16 protein-coding genes are annotated in these 14,131 nt (G+C 61.9%); 6 read left to right on the top strand and 10 right to left on the bottom strand.

All coding sequences use genetic code 11. The features are described from left to right. Positions 1-26 precede the first annotated feature (26 nt). A complete protein-coding gene (locus tag ATE48_RS04235) occupies positions 27-467 on the top strand; it encodes a Gmad2 immunoglobulin-like domain-containing protein (RefSeq protein ID WP_083197147.1) in 441 nt (146 codons plus the stop codon). Here ATE48_RS04235 and ATE48_RS04240 read toward each other — a convergent pair whose 3' ends face one another. The 7 genes from ATE48_RS04240 to ccrA all read right to left on the bottom strand — a co-directional run bounded on the left by ATE48_RS04240 (position 468) and on the right by ccrA (position 5,806). After that, positions 468-1,526 (bottom strand): aromatic ring-hydroxylating oxygenase subunit alpha, encoded by a 1,059-nt coding sequence (locus tag ATE48_RS04240; RefSeq protein ID WP_066768118.1) that lies wholly within the window; start codon positions 1,524-1,526, stop codon positions 468-470. Beyond that, positions 1,523-1,750 carry a hypothetical protein gene (locus ATE48_RS04245; RefSeq protein WP_066768120.1) on the bottom strand — a complete coding sequence of 76 codons (228 nt, stop codon included), beginning with the start codon at positions 1,748-1,750 and terminating at the stop codon, positions 1,523-1,525. The genes ATE48_RS04240 and ATE48_RS04245 overlap by 4 nt, the downstream gene beginning before the upstream one ends. A gap of 1 nt (position 1,751) precedes the next feature. After that, a complete protein-coding gene (locus ATE48_RS04250) occupies positions 1,752-2,216 on the bottom strand; it encodes a protease inhibitor I42 family protein (protein WP_066768121.1) in 465 nt (154 codons plus the stop codon). Continuing rightward, positions 2,213-3,691: a M20/M25/M40 family metallo-hydrolase gene (locus tag ATE48_RS04255; protein ID WP_066768123.1), complete on the bottom strand. Its 1,479-nt coding sequence runs from the start codon at positions 3,689-3,691 to the stop codon at positions 2,213-2,215. The genes ATE48_RS04250 and ATE48_RS04255 overlap by 4 nt, the downstream gene beginning before the upstream one ends. A gap of 160 nt (positions 3,692-3,851) precedes the next feature. Beyond that, positions 3,852-4,100: a hypothetical protein gene (locus ATE48_RS04260; RefSeq protein ID WP_066768125.1), complete on the bottom strand. Its 249-nt coding sequence runs from the start codon at positions 4,098-4,100 to the stop codon at positions 3,852-3,854. 4 nt (positions 4,101-4,104) lie between these two features. Then, positions 4,105-4,311, bottom strand: a complete 207-nt coding sequence (locus ATE48_RS04265; protein ID WP_066768127.1) for a cold-shock protein — start codon at positions 4,309-4,311, stop codon at positions 4,105-4,107. Between the two features lie 223 nt (positions 4,312-4,534). Beyond that, positions 4,535-5,806, bottom strand: coding sequence for a crotonyl-CoA carboxylase/reductase (gene ccrA, locus ATE48_RS04270; protein WP_066768129.1), 1,272 nt, complete (start codon positions 5,804-5,806; stop codon positions 4,535-4,537). A gap of 124 nt (positions 5,807-5,930) precedes the next feature. Between ccrA and ATE48_RS04275 the strand changes: the two genes are divergently transcribed. Continuing rightward, positions 5,931-6,749 (top strand): putative signal transducing protein, encoded by an 819-nt coding sequence (locus tag ATE48_RS04275; RefSeq protein WP_066768131.1) that lies wholly within the window; start codon positions 5,931-5,933, stop codon positions 6,747-6,749. 64 nt (positions 6,750-6,813) lie between these two features. Here ATE48_RS04275 and ATE48_RS19645 read toward each other — a convergent pair whose 3' ends face one another. After that, positions 6,814-8,100 (bottom strand): hypothetical protein, encoded by a 1,287-nt coding sequence (locus tag ATE48_RS19645; RefSeq protein WP_156767590.1) that lies wholly within the window; start codon positions 8,098-8,100, stop codon positions 6,814-6,816. A 205-nt stretch (positions 8,101-8,305) separates the two neighbouring features. On the opposite strand from ATE48_RS19645, the gene ATE48_RS04285 reads away from it, so the two are divergent. Genes ATE48_RS04285 through ATE48_RS04295 form a run of 3 tightly spaced genes read left to right on the top strand, consistent with a single transcriptional unit; the run spans position 8,306 to position 11,551 of the window. Continuing rightward, complete coding sequence (locus tag ATE48_RS04285) at positions 8,306-10,276, top strand: protein meaA (RefSeq protein WP_066768135.1); 1,971 nt, start codon at positions 8,306-8,308, stop codon at positions 10,274-10,276. Next, complete coding sequence (locus ATE48_RS04290) at positions 10,269-10,811, top strand: class I SAM-dependent methyltransferase (RefSeq protein WP_066768138.1); 543 nt, start codon at positions 10,269-10,271, stop codon at positions 10,809-10,811. The genes ATE48_RS04285 and ATE48_RS04290 overlap by 8 nt, the downstream gene beginning before the upstream one ends. Then, positions 10,808-11,551: a GNAT family N-acetyltransferase gene (locus ATE48_RS04295; protein ID WP_083197150.1), complete on the top strand. Its 744-nt coding sequence runs from the start codon at positions 10,808-10,810 to the stop codon at positions 11,549-11,551. The genes ATE48_RS04290 and ATE48_RS04295 overlap by 4 nt, the downstream gene beginning before the upstream one ends. Here ATE48_RS04295 and ATE48_RS04300 read toward each other — a convergent pair. Next, the gene (locus ATE48_RS04300; RefSeq protein WP_156767591.1) at positions 11,548-12,195 is read right to left on the bottom strand and encodes an EI24 domain-containing protein; all 648 of its coding nucleotides are present in this window, start codon (positions 12,193-12,195) and stop codon (positions 11,548-11,550) included. The two genes, ATE48_RS04295 and ATE48_RS04300, sit on opposite strands and share 4 nt — an antisense overlap. Positions 12,196-12,268: 73 nt before the next feature. On the opposite strand from ATE48_RS04300, the gene lepB reads away from it, so the two are divergent. Then, positions 12,269-13,009: a signal peptidase I gene (gene lepB / locus ATE48_RS04305; RefSeq protein WP_066768142.1), complete on the top strand. Its 741-nt coding sequence runs from the start codon at positions 12,269-12,271 to the stop codon at positions 13,007-13,009. Here lepB and ATE48_RS04310 read toward each other — a convergent pair. Beyond that, positions 13,003-13,884, bottom strand: coding sequence for a DMT family transporter (locus tag ATE48_RS04310; protein ID WP_066768144.1), 882 nt, complete (start codon positions 13,882-13,884; stop codon positions 13,003-13,005). The two genes, lepB and ATE48_RS04310, sit on opposite strands and share 7 nt — an antisense overlap. Between the last annotated feature and the right edge of the window lie 247 nt (positions 13,885-14,131).

Consider the following 14,131-nt stretch of genomic DNA (forward strand, 5'->3'; position numbering starts at 1 on the left):
AGCTGATAAAGAGCGGCCAGGAGAGAATGAGTATGCTTCGCACTAAGCGCTTCATCGCCGTCGCTGTCGCCGTGCTGGGCCTCGCTGCCTGCTCGCAGCCTCAAGAAGCACCCGACACGGAAACGACCATAGCTGCAGAGACGCCAGTTGTTGTGATTGCAACGCCCGCTTCTGGCGCGCGCGTCACGAGCCCGCTTGTGGTCGAAGGTACGGCGCCTGGCGATTGGTATTTCGAGGCGCAGTTTGCCGGCCAGTTGCGCGGCGCCGATGGCGCGGTGCTCGCGCAGGCGCCAGCGCGCGCTCAAGAAGACTGGATGACCGAGGCGCCGGTGCCGTATCGCGCTGAGTTCACGTTCGCCGTCACGCAGGACACACCCGCGACAATCGTTCTGCAAGAAGACATGCCCGCCGATAACGCGCATCCGCGCGAAGTGACTATTCCGGTGGTGCTGACGCCCGCGGGGTAATCAGCTCATCCAGCGAAGGGTCGTCGGCTCGATTGGATTCATGAAGTCGCGCTGCTCTTCGCGGCTCTTGGTCCATTCGCGCTTGAGCTTCAGGTACCACTTGGCCTGAACGTCGATGTCCTCGATCCAGAGCATCGTCGGTTTGTATTCAAGTCCCGTATTTTGCAGATCGACCATACGGCCGTCTTGATCGAGAAACTCACGGCCGGCAGGGATCAGGATCGGCTTCATCACGTCGAGAAGCGGCGCGTTCTTCCAATAGGTTACTTGCGTGATGCGCGTGGAGTTCTCGTTCTCCGGGGTGAGGAAGGTCAGCGTAAAGAGACGCGACTTCTCGTTCTCCACTACTTCCCAGCGGAAACCAGGCAGCATGAACGAGATTTCGGTGGTCACGTTGCCGCCGAAAAGCATGCGATAGGCCAATGAATTGCCGCTCGGTGCGTGACGCTCGATGGCCCAGCCGCGCTCACGTGGCACGAACCGCTTTTGCTTAAGCTTCTTGCCGGCGCTCGGCGGACGCCACCACCATTGATTGTGAACATACGGAACGTGCGCAGGGTCCATGAGACCGACCACAGCGTTGTCCATGCTCGCGGCGAAGATGCGATGGATCACGAATTTCGGTTCGACGAAATCACCGAGATCAAAGTCCGGCGGCGGCGGCGGCTCGTCTGCAAAGCGCGGATCAGATGAAACGAAGGCCAGCACGACGCCATTGGCTTCGTGCACAGGGAATCGCCGGACACGAATACGATTGACCTCGTAAGGCTGGCCATCCACCAAGGATGGGATTTGCTTGCAGACGCCGTCCTGCGTGCCAAAGCGCCAACCGTGATACGGGCACTCCACCGTTTGAACGCCGTCCGTGGCGCATACGCGGCCGGCGGACAGCGGCACCGCGCGATGGGGACAGATATCGCGCAAAGCGAACGCCGCGCCATTCTCGTCACGGCCAAGCAAAACGGGCTCGCCGAGAATCTCGCGCCGGAACATCTTTCCGCGCTTTAACTCCCGCGATGTCGCGGCGAAGTACCAGAGGTCTCGAAGCAGCTCGCTCATTGGTGTGCGAGATACAGGATCGCGGGGATCGCGACAAAGCCTAGCGCTGCGGATGCGACAATGCCGCCCGCGCAGAGCGCCGCAAACAAGGCCCGGCGACGCCGCATCTCGGGCGGACGCGCCTTATTCATCGCTCCACCGGCGAAAAAGATGAGCCCCAGCGTGCCCCCAACGATGCCGGCGACCGCCAGCATGAAGAGCAAGGTCTGCGCGAGAAAAACCAACCTATTGCGCGACTATGGTGACGCGGAAGGTCTGGTTCGGCGCAGCGCTCGCATCTTCCCAAGGACGGCGCTGCTCCATGATGATGTCGCCCGATCCTGCGGCCGTCGCCGCGAACATCGTGACCTCCCAATGGTTGCCACCGACGAAGCCTGGTTGGCTCTGTGCTTCGGTCGTGTTGCCGGAGGTTTCGCCCGCGCGCGTCACGAAAGCCGGCACCTGCGCCGGCGCCCAGACATATCCCGCCGTCGGCACGCCAACGAGTTCGATTGCAAACCGCTGATCGACCGCAACGTTGACGATCTGACCGTTCTGCTCGGCGGTGATGTGAACGGTGACATCATTCGGCGTCGGCGCGGCGACGCCGCCATTGTTGTTGGCCACCGGCGCCACCTCTTCTTTTGCTTCTTGCGCGGGCGTGCATGCAGCGAGCGCGATTGCCGCCGCGACCAAGACTGACCGGATCATTGCATCGCTCCTGCTTCCATGAGGCCAATATAGAATCTGATTGTGCGTTCGAGATTGTCGAAGCTGAGATGCTCGTCGATGCCATGAATGCCCGCGAGATCCTCGTCGCTGAACATCATCGGCTGGAAACGATAAACGTTCTCAGAGACATCCGAATAGTGCCGCGAATCCGTACCCGCCAGCACGAGACCGGGGGCAACGGGTGCGTCCGGCATGACGCGATGCGAGAGCGCGGCGAGCAAGGCGTAACTTGTGCTGGTTGTGCTTGAGACCCCCGTCGCATCGCGCGGCGGCTCCGCCCAATCGACATCTACGCCTTCCATATCCGCCACTTCGGCTCGCGCGCGGGTGAGAATGTTGGCGGCGGTGTCGCGTGGATGGAAGCGATAATTGATCATCGCCGTGGCTTCCGCCGGCAGCACGTTCGGACGCACGCCGCCATTGATCATCGTAGGCGCAACCGTGGTGCCCATAAGAGCGCGCGCGGTTCGATTTTCGGACATGCGTGCGCGCAGCAACGGCGCAAACAACCATTCGTTGGAGACCGCCATACGATTGGTGAGCGAAATCTCCGGCGACAGAGCCCGCATCATTTCAATGGCCGGCCCGCCTTCTAAACGCTGCTCGATCGGCATGTCGTGGATGCGGACGACGGCTTCGGAGACGAGCGAAACCGCGGTTTCCGGCGGCGGCATGGAGGAGTGTCCCGGCTGACCCACAGCATGCACGCGCATCGTTCCAAAGCCGCGCTCAGCGATGCCTATCATCGAAGCCGGACCGCCCGTGAGCGGATGCTCCATGATTGCAGCCATGCCCTCATCGAGGACAAACCAAGCGCGGACGCCGCGCTCACCGAGGATGCGTGCAATCTGCACAGCGCCATCGTCGCCGCCGATCTCTTCATCGTGCCCGAAGGCGAAGATGATTGTGCGCACCGGGCGCTTGCCTTGCGCTGCGAGATATTCAGCAGCCTCCAAGAGAGAAACGAGCGAGCCTTTATCGTCGACGGCGCCGCGCCCCCACACGACATCGTCGCGGATAACACCGGCGAACGGATCGACTGACCATGCTTCGCGCGTGTCATCCGGCACGGGCACAACGTCCTGGTGCGCGAGCAGCAACATTGGCGGCTGCGCGGGGTCACTGCCTTCCCAGGTATAGACAACACTCAAATCGCTGACCGTCTCGCGGCGCGTGGCGGCGTTGAAGGCAGGATAATTCGTGATGATCCATTGCTGGAAATCGGTGAATGGCGTGCGGTCTTCGCCCTCTTCAACGAGTGAGACGGTGCGAAAACGAATGGCCTGAGAAAGCCGCGCAGCGGCAGCGGCGACATCGATTGTGTAGGTTGAGGTGTCAGGGACTTCCACGCTCGCGGGCGGCGGCGGCGCAGTGAACGACATCGTGCGGTAGCCGACAAATCCGGCCAACGCGACAAGCACGAGCGCAAAGCCCGCAAGTATCAGACGCACCATCGTTACTTCCCCCGTGGCGCATCTTGCCCGCGCCGCTTGGCCGGATTGGAGCGCCGCGCCACGGCAAGGTCAATTGCACACAGACGCCTTGGCGGGGGTTGCGCCGCGTCAATGTCGGGGTCTGAGGCTATCGGGACACGCGCGCCGATCAGGCCGGGCGCTACTCTTCGGCGGGCGCTTCCACCTTGGCGGGCGCTGCCTTCTTTTTCACGGCAGCCTTGCGTACGGGCGGCTTACGCACCGGCGCTCTTGCCTTCCGTTCAGCAAGCTCAGCGTCGATGAGCGGCATCAGGCGCTCGGCTTCGGCGCGTTGCGCCGTTGAGCCGGTTTGCGCCAGCCGTCGCACGTTGTCGTGCAACGTCCCGAGTTCCTTGTCGGTATACCCAGCGATGCGCTCATCGATCGCCATAGCTTTAGTCGACCTTCAGATTCGTGGCTGACTCGCGGCCCTGACGGTCCTTTTCGAGTTCGAACGAAACCTTTTGGCCGTCATTGAGGCCACGCAGGCCGGCGCGCTCAACAGCGGAAATGTGGACGAACACGTCCTTGCCGCCGCCTTCCGGTGCGATGAAGCCGAAGCCTTTGGTGGTATTGAAGAATTTAACTGTGCCTGATGCCATTGACCGTCTCCTGAGGGTCGGACCGTCTGCCCAGGAACACCCCGGCAGACTCGAACTCGAAGGAAAACGTCAGGAAATCCGGCGCGGAAGCGAGGGACAAAGCGTAACGCGACGAAGAACGATAACACCCATGTAGGCGCTTCTTGCTCAAATAGCGAGCAGAAACGCTAGGTCATTTCGCGCCATCAGGGCCGGACTATCGGGCTTTTTCGTCAAAACCAGATCAGCTTCGTGAGCCGCTGAGTTCCAGCACATCCTCAAACGTGCGCAGACCACTTCGTTGCGCGTTGACGAGCACGGCCATGTTGCCCGGCTGGTGCCTGTTATCGAGCATCTTTTCGTGCGCATCCGGGATTTTGTCCCAGGGCAACACCTCCGACATCGCCGGATCGATGCGGCGATCGATGACGAGCTGGTTGGCTTGGCTGGCGTGATAAAGGTGCGCGAAGTGTGACCCCTGCACGCGCTTTTGGTGCATCCACAGATAGCGCGCATCCATGGTGAGATTATAGCCCGTGGTGCCGGCGCAGATCACGACCATGCCGCCGCGCTTCACGATGCGCACCGAGACCGGGAACGTCGATTCACCCGGGTGCTCGAATACGATGTCGGGATCTTTGCCGCCCGTGATGGCGCGCACGGCTTTGCCGAACTTGCCCACTTCCTTCATGTATTCTGCAAAGCCCTCGCCATTCACTTTCGGCAGCTGACCCCAACAATCGAACTCTTTGCGGTTGAGCACGGCCTTCGCGCCCATCGACAGAACATAATCTTTCTTGTCGTCGTCAGAGACGACGCCGATCGCGTGCGCGCCAGAGACGGCGCAGAGCTGAACAGCGAACACACCAAGACCGCCCGAAGCGCCCCAGACGAGCACGTTTTGACCCGGACGGAGCACGTTCGGACGCCAACCGAACAGCATGCGGTAAGCGGTGGCGAGCGTCAGCGTGTAGCAAGCCGCCTCTTCCCAAGTGAGGTGCTGCGGACGCGGCATCAGCTGACGCGCTTGCACTTTGCAGAATTGCGCGAACGAGCCGTCGGTCGTCTCGTAGCCCCAGATCTTCTGCGTCGGCGAGAACATCGGATCACCGCCGTTGCACTCTTCATCGTCGCCGTCGTCCTGGTTGCAATGGATGACGACCTCATCGCCTGGCTTCCAGCGCTTCACTTTCGAGCCAACAGCCCAAACGATGCCGGACGCATCCGAGCCCGCCACATGGTAGGGCTGCTTGTGCACGTCGAGCACACTCATCGGCTCACCGAGTGCGGCCCAAACGCCGTTATAGTTCACGCCAGCGGCCATCACGAGGACGAGCACTTCGTCTTCGCCCACGGTCGGCACCGGCACCTGCTCAAGTTGCATGGCCGAAAGCGGGCGCCCATGGCGCTCCTTGCGGATCGCCCAAGCCCACATCTTTTCCGGCACGTGATAGGCGGGCGGGATCTCCCCAATGCCGTAAATGTCCTTCACCGCCTTGAGATTGGGTTGAGTCATGACGCCGGCCCTATGATTTTGCTGCGGCGCACAATGAGGCGGTTTTCAGGCTAGCGTCAATGGGCGCTTGAACGGATGGCGCAGCGGAACACGCCCTGTTACCCACCCCGCAGCGGAGCCAAACATGAAGCAAGTCTACGCCCCGGCGAATTTGGCCGAAGCGCACATGCTGGCGCACATGCTTGAGCAAAACGGCGTGGCGGCTCATGTTCACGGCGAAGCGCTCCTGGGCGGTGTCGGCGAATTGCCGGCAGGCGGACTCTTGCAACTCATGGTCGCCAAAGACGACTACGACCGCGCCCGCGCTCTGATCGCAGAATGGGAACGCTCCAGCGCATCGCCGGCCGATGAAACCACACGCAAGCCGCGCGCGCCTATTTGGATGGGGCTCATCGTCTTTGTGATCGGCGTTGGCGGTGGATGGATGCTCAAGACCGCCGCCGAACAGAGCGTGCTGCCGATTACGTCAGATGAAGTACGCAGCGATGTGAACAACGATGGATCGGATGATACGATCTATTCTTATCGGATCGGCGCAACTTATCCATTCAAAGGCGTGTTCGATCTCAACTTCGACGGAACGATGGACGCGACGGAGCGCTACAATGCATCGGGCGTAACGATAACGCGCGACGCCGATGAGAACGGCGACGGCTTCGTGGAGAGCCACACAACTTACACCGACGCCAATCCGATCCGCACCAGCATTGATCGCAATCGCGACGGCTTGCCTGACATCCAAGTCCACTTCCGCAACGGCGTCGTGAGCCACGAAGAAATTCGCGAACTCTCAGGCGGAGGTGTTGTGCGCGTGAACTATTACGCGAACTTTCTGCTCAATCGCTCCGAAAGCGATCTCGACGGCGACGGATTTGCCGAAACCGTCCGCACGTACAATGAAGCGGGCGAAATCACGTCAACCCAAACGCGGTCGCAAAACTAGCAAGCGGCCAAACGAAAACGGCCCCGGTTTCCCGGGGCCGTTCGTTGACTTCTTGCCGAAGCACTTATTTTTCGTCGTCTTCCGGACGGTGAGCGCGGCGGCGCGAGCGGCGCGGCGCTTCCGGGGCCGCAACCGGCGGCTGCTCTTGGACGAACGGCGCAGGCGCCGGCGCCACTGGGGTCATCGGAACGACCACCGCAGCGATCGGCTCTGGACCGTTCGGGCACGGCGTGCCGGCCTGCTCCATCGCAGCGCGAACATCGTCGTCAACGCACATCAGGGCGGTCGCGGCGCGGTGATAGCCTAGCGCAACCAGCTGACGCGAGTTCTTCAGACGCTGGCAGTTGCTATCGCGCCAGGTGGTGCCGACCGAGATGCCGAAGCTAACGGCTTGGGCGCCGAGCGAGCTCGAACCCATGCAGGTGTCTTCACCCGACACGAGCGGCGCAGCGTACGCGGTGTTGACCGGAGCGCGCTCGTTATAGGTGTTCACGTTCACTTCTTGGCTCGAATTGTTCGAGCTGGAAGTGTCGTTGTTCACCGACTGGCTTTGCGCCTGCGAGTTCGTCGAACTCGAGTTGTTGTTGCCGTTATTATTGCCGTTGTCGTTGCCGTTGTTGTTACCGTTGTTGTTGCCGTTGTCGTTGCCATTGTTGTTGCCGTTGTTATCGGCGCTGGAGGTTCCGCCCGTCGCGGTGCTGGAGCCGCCAGTGGCGACGCTGGAGCCGCCAGTGGCGACGCTCGAACCGCCAGTTGCGGTGCTCGAGTTATCGGCGCTGTTGGTGTTGGTGTTGGTGGCCGTGCCGCCAGCGCCGCCTTGGCCGCCCGCACCGCCCTGACCACCTTGACCGCCCTCACCGCCGCCGCCGCCTTGCGCGTAGCTCGAGTTGTTGGCGTTGTTGGTATTGGTGTTAGTGGCGTTGCCGCCGGCGCCGCCGGTCGCGTTACCACCTGCGCCACCAGTCGCGTTGCCGCCGGTCGCATTGCCGCCGGTTGCGTTGCCGCCGGTTGCGGTGTTCGTGTTGGTGTTTGTGCTGGTGGAGTCGCCGCCGCTCGCGTTGCCGCCAGTTGCGGTGTTCGTGTTCGTGTTGGTGTTTGTGCTGGTGGAGTTGCCGCCAGCGCCGCCTTGGGCCCACGCGCCGCTGCTGCTGTCGATGCTGGCGTCGATGTCCACAGAAGCGCCACCGTTATTGGTGCTGCTGCCGTGGTTGCCGCCGCCATTGTTGCTGTGATTGCCACCGCTATTGCCGCCGTGGTCGTGGTCGTTGTCGTTGTTACCGGCGAACGCCGCAGGCGCGAGCGCGAGCGCACTCACGACAGCAAAAGCCGCCACTATTTTTTTCATACGCACGTCTGGTCTCCTGGACTGTCCGCCAAGTCCAGGACATGCAGTCAGCACGCCGCCTGAGCTGGCGCGGAACGGCACGCAATGTCATTTGGCGCGCGAGCGGCGCACGGGCGACTATCCAGCCAAGCGGCGTCCGGGCGTGCCATTTTGGCCAGCGGCCATCAGGGGGCTAGCGGCCCCGCGTTTTGCAATGCAGCATAGACGGCAGATGGCGACTCCCTTTCAGCACCCAGCCGATCCGCCGTGGATTTTCCGCACCTATGCAGGGCACTCGACGCCTGCGGAGTCGAACAAGCTTTATCGGGCGAACCTCGCCAAAGGACAGACTGGGCTCTCCGTGGCATTCGATCTGCCAACCCAGACCGGTTACGATAGCGACCACATTCTCGCGCGAGGCGAAGTCGGCAAGGTCGGCGTGCCGGTCGGCCATCTGGGCGACATGCGCGCGCTGTTCGACGCAATCCCGCTCGAACAGATGAACACGTCAATGACGATCAACGCGCCGGCGGCGTGGTTGCTGGCGCTCTATGTCGCGCTTGCCGAAGAACAAGGCGCTGATCGCAAGAAGCTGACCGGCACCACGCAGAACGACATCCTCAAAGAATATCTTTCACGCGGCACATACATCTTCCCGCCCGCGCCGAGCCTTAAGCTCACCGCGGATACGATAGCCTGGAGCCTCGACGCGATTCCGAAATGGAACGCGATGAACGTGTGCTCGTACCATTTGCAGGAAGCGGGCGCGACGCCAGAGCAAGAACTTGCTTTCGCGCTCGCTGCCGCAATTGCGGTGCTGGATGAAGTGAAAGCGCGCGGCGAAGTCGCGCCTGATCGCTTTGCGGCCGTGTTCTCGCGCATATCGTTCTTTGTGAACGCGGGTATGCGCTTCATCACCGAGCTTTCGAAAATGCGCGCATTCGTCCAGCTCTGGGATGAGATCGGCCGCGAGCGCTACGGCGTGGACGACGAGAAGGCCCGGCGCTTCCGCTATGGCGTACAGGTCAACTCGCTGGGATTGACCGAACAACAAGCCGAAAACAACGTCTATCGCATCTTGCTGGAAACACTGGCGGTGACGCTCTCGAAAGATGCGCGGGCGCGCGCAGTGCAATTGCCGGCATGGAATGAGGCGCTCGGCCTGCCGCGCCCGTGGGATCAGCAATGGTCGCTGCGCATGCAGCAGGTGCTGGCTTACGAGACGGACTTGCTCGAATTCGAAGACATCTTCGATGGATCGAAGGTGATAGAAGCGAAGGTTGCGCAATTGGTCGAGGGCGCGCGCGCCGAATTGGCCAGGCTTGAAGCAAGCGGCGGCGCGGTAGCGAACGTCGACTACATGAAGGCGGCCTTAGTGGACTCCAATCGCCGCCGCATCGAACAAATCGAAGCCGGCGGCCAGAAGGTCATCGGCGTCAACGCCTTCACCGAGGGCGAGCCCTCACCGCTCGAAGCTGGCGAGAAGAATATTCAGGTCGTCGATCTCGCGGCCGAAGCCGAACAGATCGCGCGATTGAAAGCGTGGCGCGGCGCGCGCAATGGCGTTGGCGCCGAAACGGCGCTGGCGCAGCTGGAAGCGGATGCACGCGCCAACAAGAATGTGATGCCTGCTTCCATCGCTGCGGCGAAAGCGGGCGCGACCACAGGCGAATGGGCAGCGACCCTACGGCGCGTCTACGGCGAGTATCGCGGACCGACCGGCGTTGCGCTTGTGATCGAAAGCGCCAGCGAGGACGTTGAAATCGTCAAGCAGGACGTCGCCGCGCTCAGCGAGAAGCTCGGCCGCCAACTCACGTTCCTGGTCGGCAAGCCAGGACTCGATGGCCACTCCAACGGCGCCGAACAAATCGCGGCGCGGGCGCGCGCCGTCGGCATGGACGCGATCTACGAAGGCATTCGCCTGACGCCGGCCGAAATCGTGACCGCCGCCAAAGAGAAGAAGGCGCACGCTGTGGGCCTCTCCATCCTCTCCGGCTCGCATCTCGATCTTGTGCAAGAAGTCGTGCGCCTGATGCGCGCTGAGGGGCTTGAGAATGTGCCTCTCATTGTTGGCGGCATCATCCCGCCGGTGGACGCACTGGCGCTGAAGCAGATGGGCGTCGCCGGCGTCTACACCCCCAAAGACTTCAAAATCACCGGCATCATGAGCGATGTCGTGAAATTGGTCGCCGCGCGTGCGTGAGCCAAAGGCGATGGCGCCTGCTCGCATCAAGTGGGCGCTGGAGCTTTTGCAGATTGAGAAATCCAGCAATGTATTCGAGATCGGCTGCGGCAGCGGCATCGCGGCGCAACGTATTTGCCCGGTGCTGGGGCGCGGCAGCTATCTCGGCATTGATCGCTCACCTGCCGCGATCAAGGCGTCAATCGCGCGCAACGCAAACTACGTGAAAGCCGGCCGGGCGTTCTTCATAGAAAACACGTTCAACGCGGAAGATCGCGAACCCGCACTATTTGATCGCATTCTCGCGGTGAACGTCAACGCGTTTTGGAGCGGTGACGGCGCCGAGGTGATCGACGTGCGCCGGCTCATGCATAGGCAAAGCCTGTTCGCGCAAGTCTATGAGCCGCCGGAAGCGGCGCAGCGCGCCAAGATCGCACGCATCCTGAAGAAGCGCTTGGCGCCGCATTTTTCGAACGTGACGACGAAGTTGCACACAATAGCCGGCGTCGCGCTGCTTGGCGTCGTCGCCACCGGCGAAAGTCCCAAGCCGGCATGAGCTCAAGTCCAACCGCCGCCGACATCGACCGGGCCACGATCGTGTCTTGGCCGGCGGCGGTCACGGAAGATCGAAACGGCTGGATTTGCCTTGCTGCGGGCGGCGTAACCGGACGGGTCAATGCCGCCTGGCCGCTGGATTGGCGCGGCGGCGATCTTGATGCAGGGATCGACGACATCGAGGCTTGGTATGTCGCACGCAACTTGCCGCCGCGCTTCAAGATCACCGAAGGCGCGTGCGAGCCTAGCAACCTTTCCGCGCGCTTGGCCGAACGTGGCTATGAGTGCGTCATGCCCACGTTGGTGATGACGGCGCCCGTTTGCGCGATCTCCCCACAAGAAGACGTCAAGCTCTACACGGCGTTGCCGCCAGCCTTCGATGCGGTGATCCGCGAGACGTCAAAGGACGACGCAGAATACGATGAGCGCCTCAGCATCGCGCTCCGCGCTCCACAGCCGGCGGTCTTTGCCGTGATCGAGCACGAGGGCCGCCCGGTGGCGATCGGCATGTCCGCCGCCGCAGGCGAGCTCGCGGGCGTCTTCCTCATGCGCACGGCGCCGGAAGCGCGACGTCGGGGTTTAGCGCGCCGCATCTTCCGCGCACTGATGGCGCGCTGCTCCGAATGGAAGGTGCAGACCGCGTTTCTGCAGGTTGAAGATAACAACGCCAATGCGATCGGGCTCTATGAAAGCGAAGGCTTCACACGTCTCACAAGCTATAGCTTCTGGCGCAAGCCTTAGCGCACCGAATGGATGAAGCGCGTCATGGCGCTAGCGCCAACGAGCGGAGCGAGGAACGGCACAAGCGAGCACGCGAGGCCGATCATAAATACCGAACTGCCAAAACGCTTCCGAAGCGCGACGGCGTCTTGATAGCTCATGTGTCGCGCCGCGGTGATCGTTGCGTACTCGCGGCCCATCAAAAAGCCGTTCAACACGTAGAACGTGAAGGCGTTGACCACCGGTATAAAATAGAGCGGGATCACTAGCAGGTTGAGCGCGAGCGCCGGCAACGCAATGCGCAGCCCGTTCAAGATGCCTTGCTCTATCGGCACGCCCTTCGACGTCGGGGCGCCGACCTTCTTCTCGATGCGCTCGGCGGCGATGTCGAATAACGCGCCACCGACCACCATGGAGATCGCAGGAGAAAGTGCGATCGCAAGTACGATAACGGCGACGCTCGCAACGAATGAACCGGCCATGGAAATGTAGCCAAGCCAGCCGCCGCTATCGGGAATGAGCGGCACCAGGTACGTCAACCCTGCGCGCGCCGCGAAGACCGTAATCGTGCCGGCGACAACGAGGTTAATCAGCGCCAGCCAGGTCAGACGGCCAAAGATGACGTCCTTCAAGCCACCGAGGATAGCTGTCATTGCACGTGTCACGTCAGCTCCTCCGCCGCTTCCGGCTTGACGGCAGATAATTCGCTTCTAACCCTCGCGCCAGTGGGAGTTCCGGATGGGCGATCGTCGTTGGCTCAATGAAGGTGTGGAATGGGCGAAGACGCTTGGGGCCGCGTTCGTCGCGTACCTGGCGTTCACCACGGTGGCGTTCGCACAATACCGGATCCCGTCCGAAAGCATGGTGCCGCACATTGAAGTCGGCGACCGCGTTACTGTTTCCAAGTTCGCGTACGGCTACAGCCGCTTTTCGTTGCCTTTCGACATCGGCCTTGCGTTGCCGCGCGCCGAGCACCGCTTGTTCGAACAGATGCCGCAACGTGGCGATGTCGTCGTGTTCATTCATCCGGTGACCAACGCGGTGATGATCAAGCGCGCGATCGGGTTGCCGGGTGATGTCATCGAAATGCGCGATGGCGTGTTGCTGATAGATGGCCGCGCTGTCGAGACGACAGAGCCGCATTTGCTCATGCGCCAAGTTCATCCGCGTGGGCGCGAGTGGGCTGAGCGCTACAACGAAACGCTGCCCGGGGGCGTTACGCATGCCGTGCACAACCTCACCAGCGGCGCGCCGCTGGACAATTTCGGGCCTTACACGGTGCCGGCAGGGCACATCTTTTTCATGGGCGACAATCGCGACAACTCACTCGATAGCCGCTGGAGCGGCATGGGTCCGGTGCCGATTGAAAATCTAATAGGCCGCGCTGAGATCATTTACGCCACGGCGATTTCGTCATGCGGACGCGATCACACGGTTGCGTGTCCGATGGATCGCTGGATGCGGCCGCTGCACTACTGACGGCTGCGCTGCACTGCGAAAATACCAGCAAGAACTAGCGCTGCGCCGAACAATGCGGTCGCGCTCAACGCTTCGTCGAACAATATCCACGAGAGCGCCGCCGCAACGAGCGGCTGCATCCACAACAGCACCGTCGATACGACAATCGGTAGGCGTCCAACGCCGTAGGCGATGAGCCCCTGCCCGCCGACTTGCACCCAAAGCCCAAGTCCAATCACCAAGGCCCAGCCGAACCAGGTTTGCGGCAACAGCACTTCACCCAGCGCAAGACTCATCGCGCCCGCCACACATGCGGCGGCGAGCGTGGCCCAGAACATCACGGCGCCAACGCTCACGGTTTTGCCCATCGCCCGCACGACCATCAGGTAGCCGGCGTAGAACACCGCGCCGAGCAGAGAGAGCAAATCCCCAAGCCAGCCGTGTTCGGCCGCGGCGGGTCCGCTGCCGGACTGCGCGCGCGCCAAGGCAAGCGTGACAGCGCCCACCAGGGCCACCGCGCCGCCCGCCAAGATCGCCGGACTGAGGCGCTCCTTCAGCCATAACCAGCCGAACAAGGCGGCAAAAACCGGGGTAAGGTTCACTAGAAGGGTGGCGTTGGTAATGGTGGTGAGATTGAGCGCCACCGCCCAAAGTGAAATCTCAAGGCCAAACAGCGCGCCGCCGAGCACAAGCCAGAGAGTCTGGGTCCGGGAGGGAATCGGTCGGCTCATCGCCGCCCAGACCGCGAGAATCGGCAGCGCAAATAAGAATCGCCAGAAGTTGGTGGCGTTCGGACCCACCTCGGAGAGCCGAATGGCGATCGGCGCGAGCCCGATCAAGGACGCACCCGTTAACGCCGCCAGCGCCGCTTTTCCCCGCCCGTCATGTCCGCTCATTTGCCTGAAAAACGCCGGATTTCGTTAAGGTGCAAGGCCATTTTGACGGTATGAAAATGCCGTCATTCTGAACCTCTTGCGTTAACGAACGAAGCGCTTCCTGACTGTGTGTTCACAGATTCGACACGCGAAAATTGGCTGCGGGGCCGCTTCGCCATTGACCTCGAATTAACCGGTGGCATCACTACATATAGGTACGGTTCGGCGTCACCCCACAAGGTTATGTGGTTTGGGCCAGAGCCGAGTC

The organism is Candidatus Viadribacter manganicus, from assembly GCF_001679665.1.
Lineage (GTDB): Bacteria > Pseudomonadota > Alphaproteobacteria > Caulobacterales > Aquidulcibacteraceae > Vitreimonas > Vitreimonas manganica.

What these genes read in the sequence shown, in the direction of transcription:
- ATE48_RS04250 (WP_066768121.1), bottom strand. Translation starts at nt 2,216, where the DNA reads ATGATCCGGTCAGTCTTGGTCGCGGCGGCAATCGCGCTCGCTGCATGC.
- ATE48_RS04265 (WP_066768127.1), bottom strand. Translation starts at nt 4,311, where the DNA reads ATGGCATCAGGCACAGTTAAATTCTTCAATACCACCAAAGGCTTCGGC.
- ATE48_RS04240 (WP_066768118.1), bottom strand. Translation starts at nt 1,526, where the DNA reads ATGAGCGAGCTGCTTCGAGACCTCTGGTACTTCGCCGCGACATCGCGG.
- ATE48_RS04235 (WP_083197147.1), top strand. Translation starts at nt 27, where the DNA reads ATGAGTATGCTTCGCACTAAGCGCTTCATCGCCGTCGCTGTCGCCGTG.
- ccrA (WP_066768129.1), bottom strand. Translation starts at nt 5,806, where the DNA reads ATGACTCAACCCAATCTCAAGGCGGTGAAGGACATTTACGGCATTGGG.
- lepB (WP_066768142.1), top strand. Translation starts at nt 12,269, where the DNA reads ATGGGCGATCGTCGTTGGCTCAATGAAGGTGTGGAATGGGCGAAGACG.
- ATE48_RS04255 (WP_066768123.1), bottom strand. Translation starts at nt 3,691, where the DNA reads ATGGTGCGTCTGATACTTGCGGGCTTTGCGCTCGTGCTTGTCGCGTTG.
- ATE48_RS04285 (WP_066768135.1), top strand. Translation starts at nt 8,306, where the DNA reads ATGGCGACTCCCTTTCAGCACCCAGCCGATCCGCCGTGGATTTTCCGC.
- ATE48_RS04275 (WP_066768131.1), top strand. Translation starts at nt 5,931, where the DNA reads ATGAAGCAAGTCTACGCCCCGGCGAATTTGGCCGAAGCGCACATGCTG.
- ATE48_RS04295 (WP_083197150.1), top strand. Translation starts at nt 10,808, where the DNA reads ATGAGCTCAAGTCCAACCGCCGCCGACATCGACCGGGCCACGATCGTG.
- ATE48_RS04310 (WP_066768144.1), bottom strand. Translation starts at nt 13,884, where the DNA reads ATGAGCGGACATGACGGGCGGGGAAAAGCGGCGCTGGCGGCGTTAACG.
- ATE48_RS04260 (WP_066768125.1), bottom strand. Translation starts at nt 4,100, where the DNA reads ATGGCGATCGATGAGCGCATCGCTGGGTATACCGACAAGGAACTCGGG.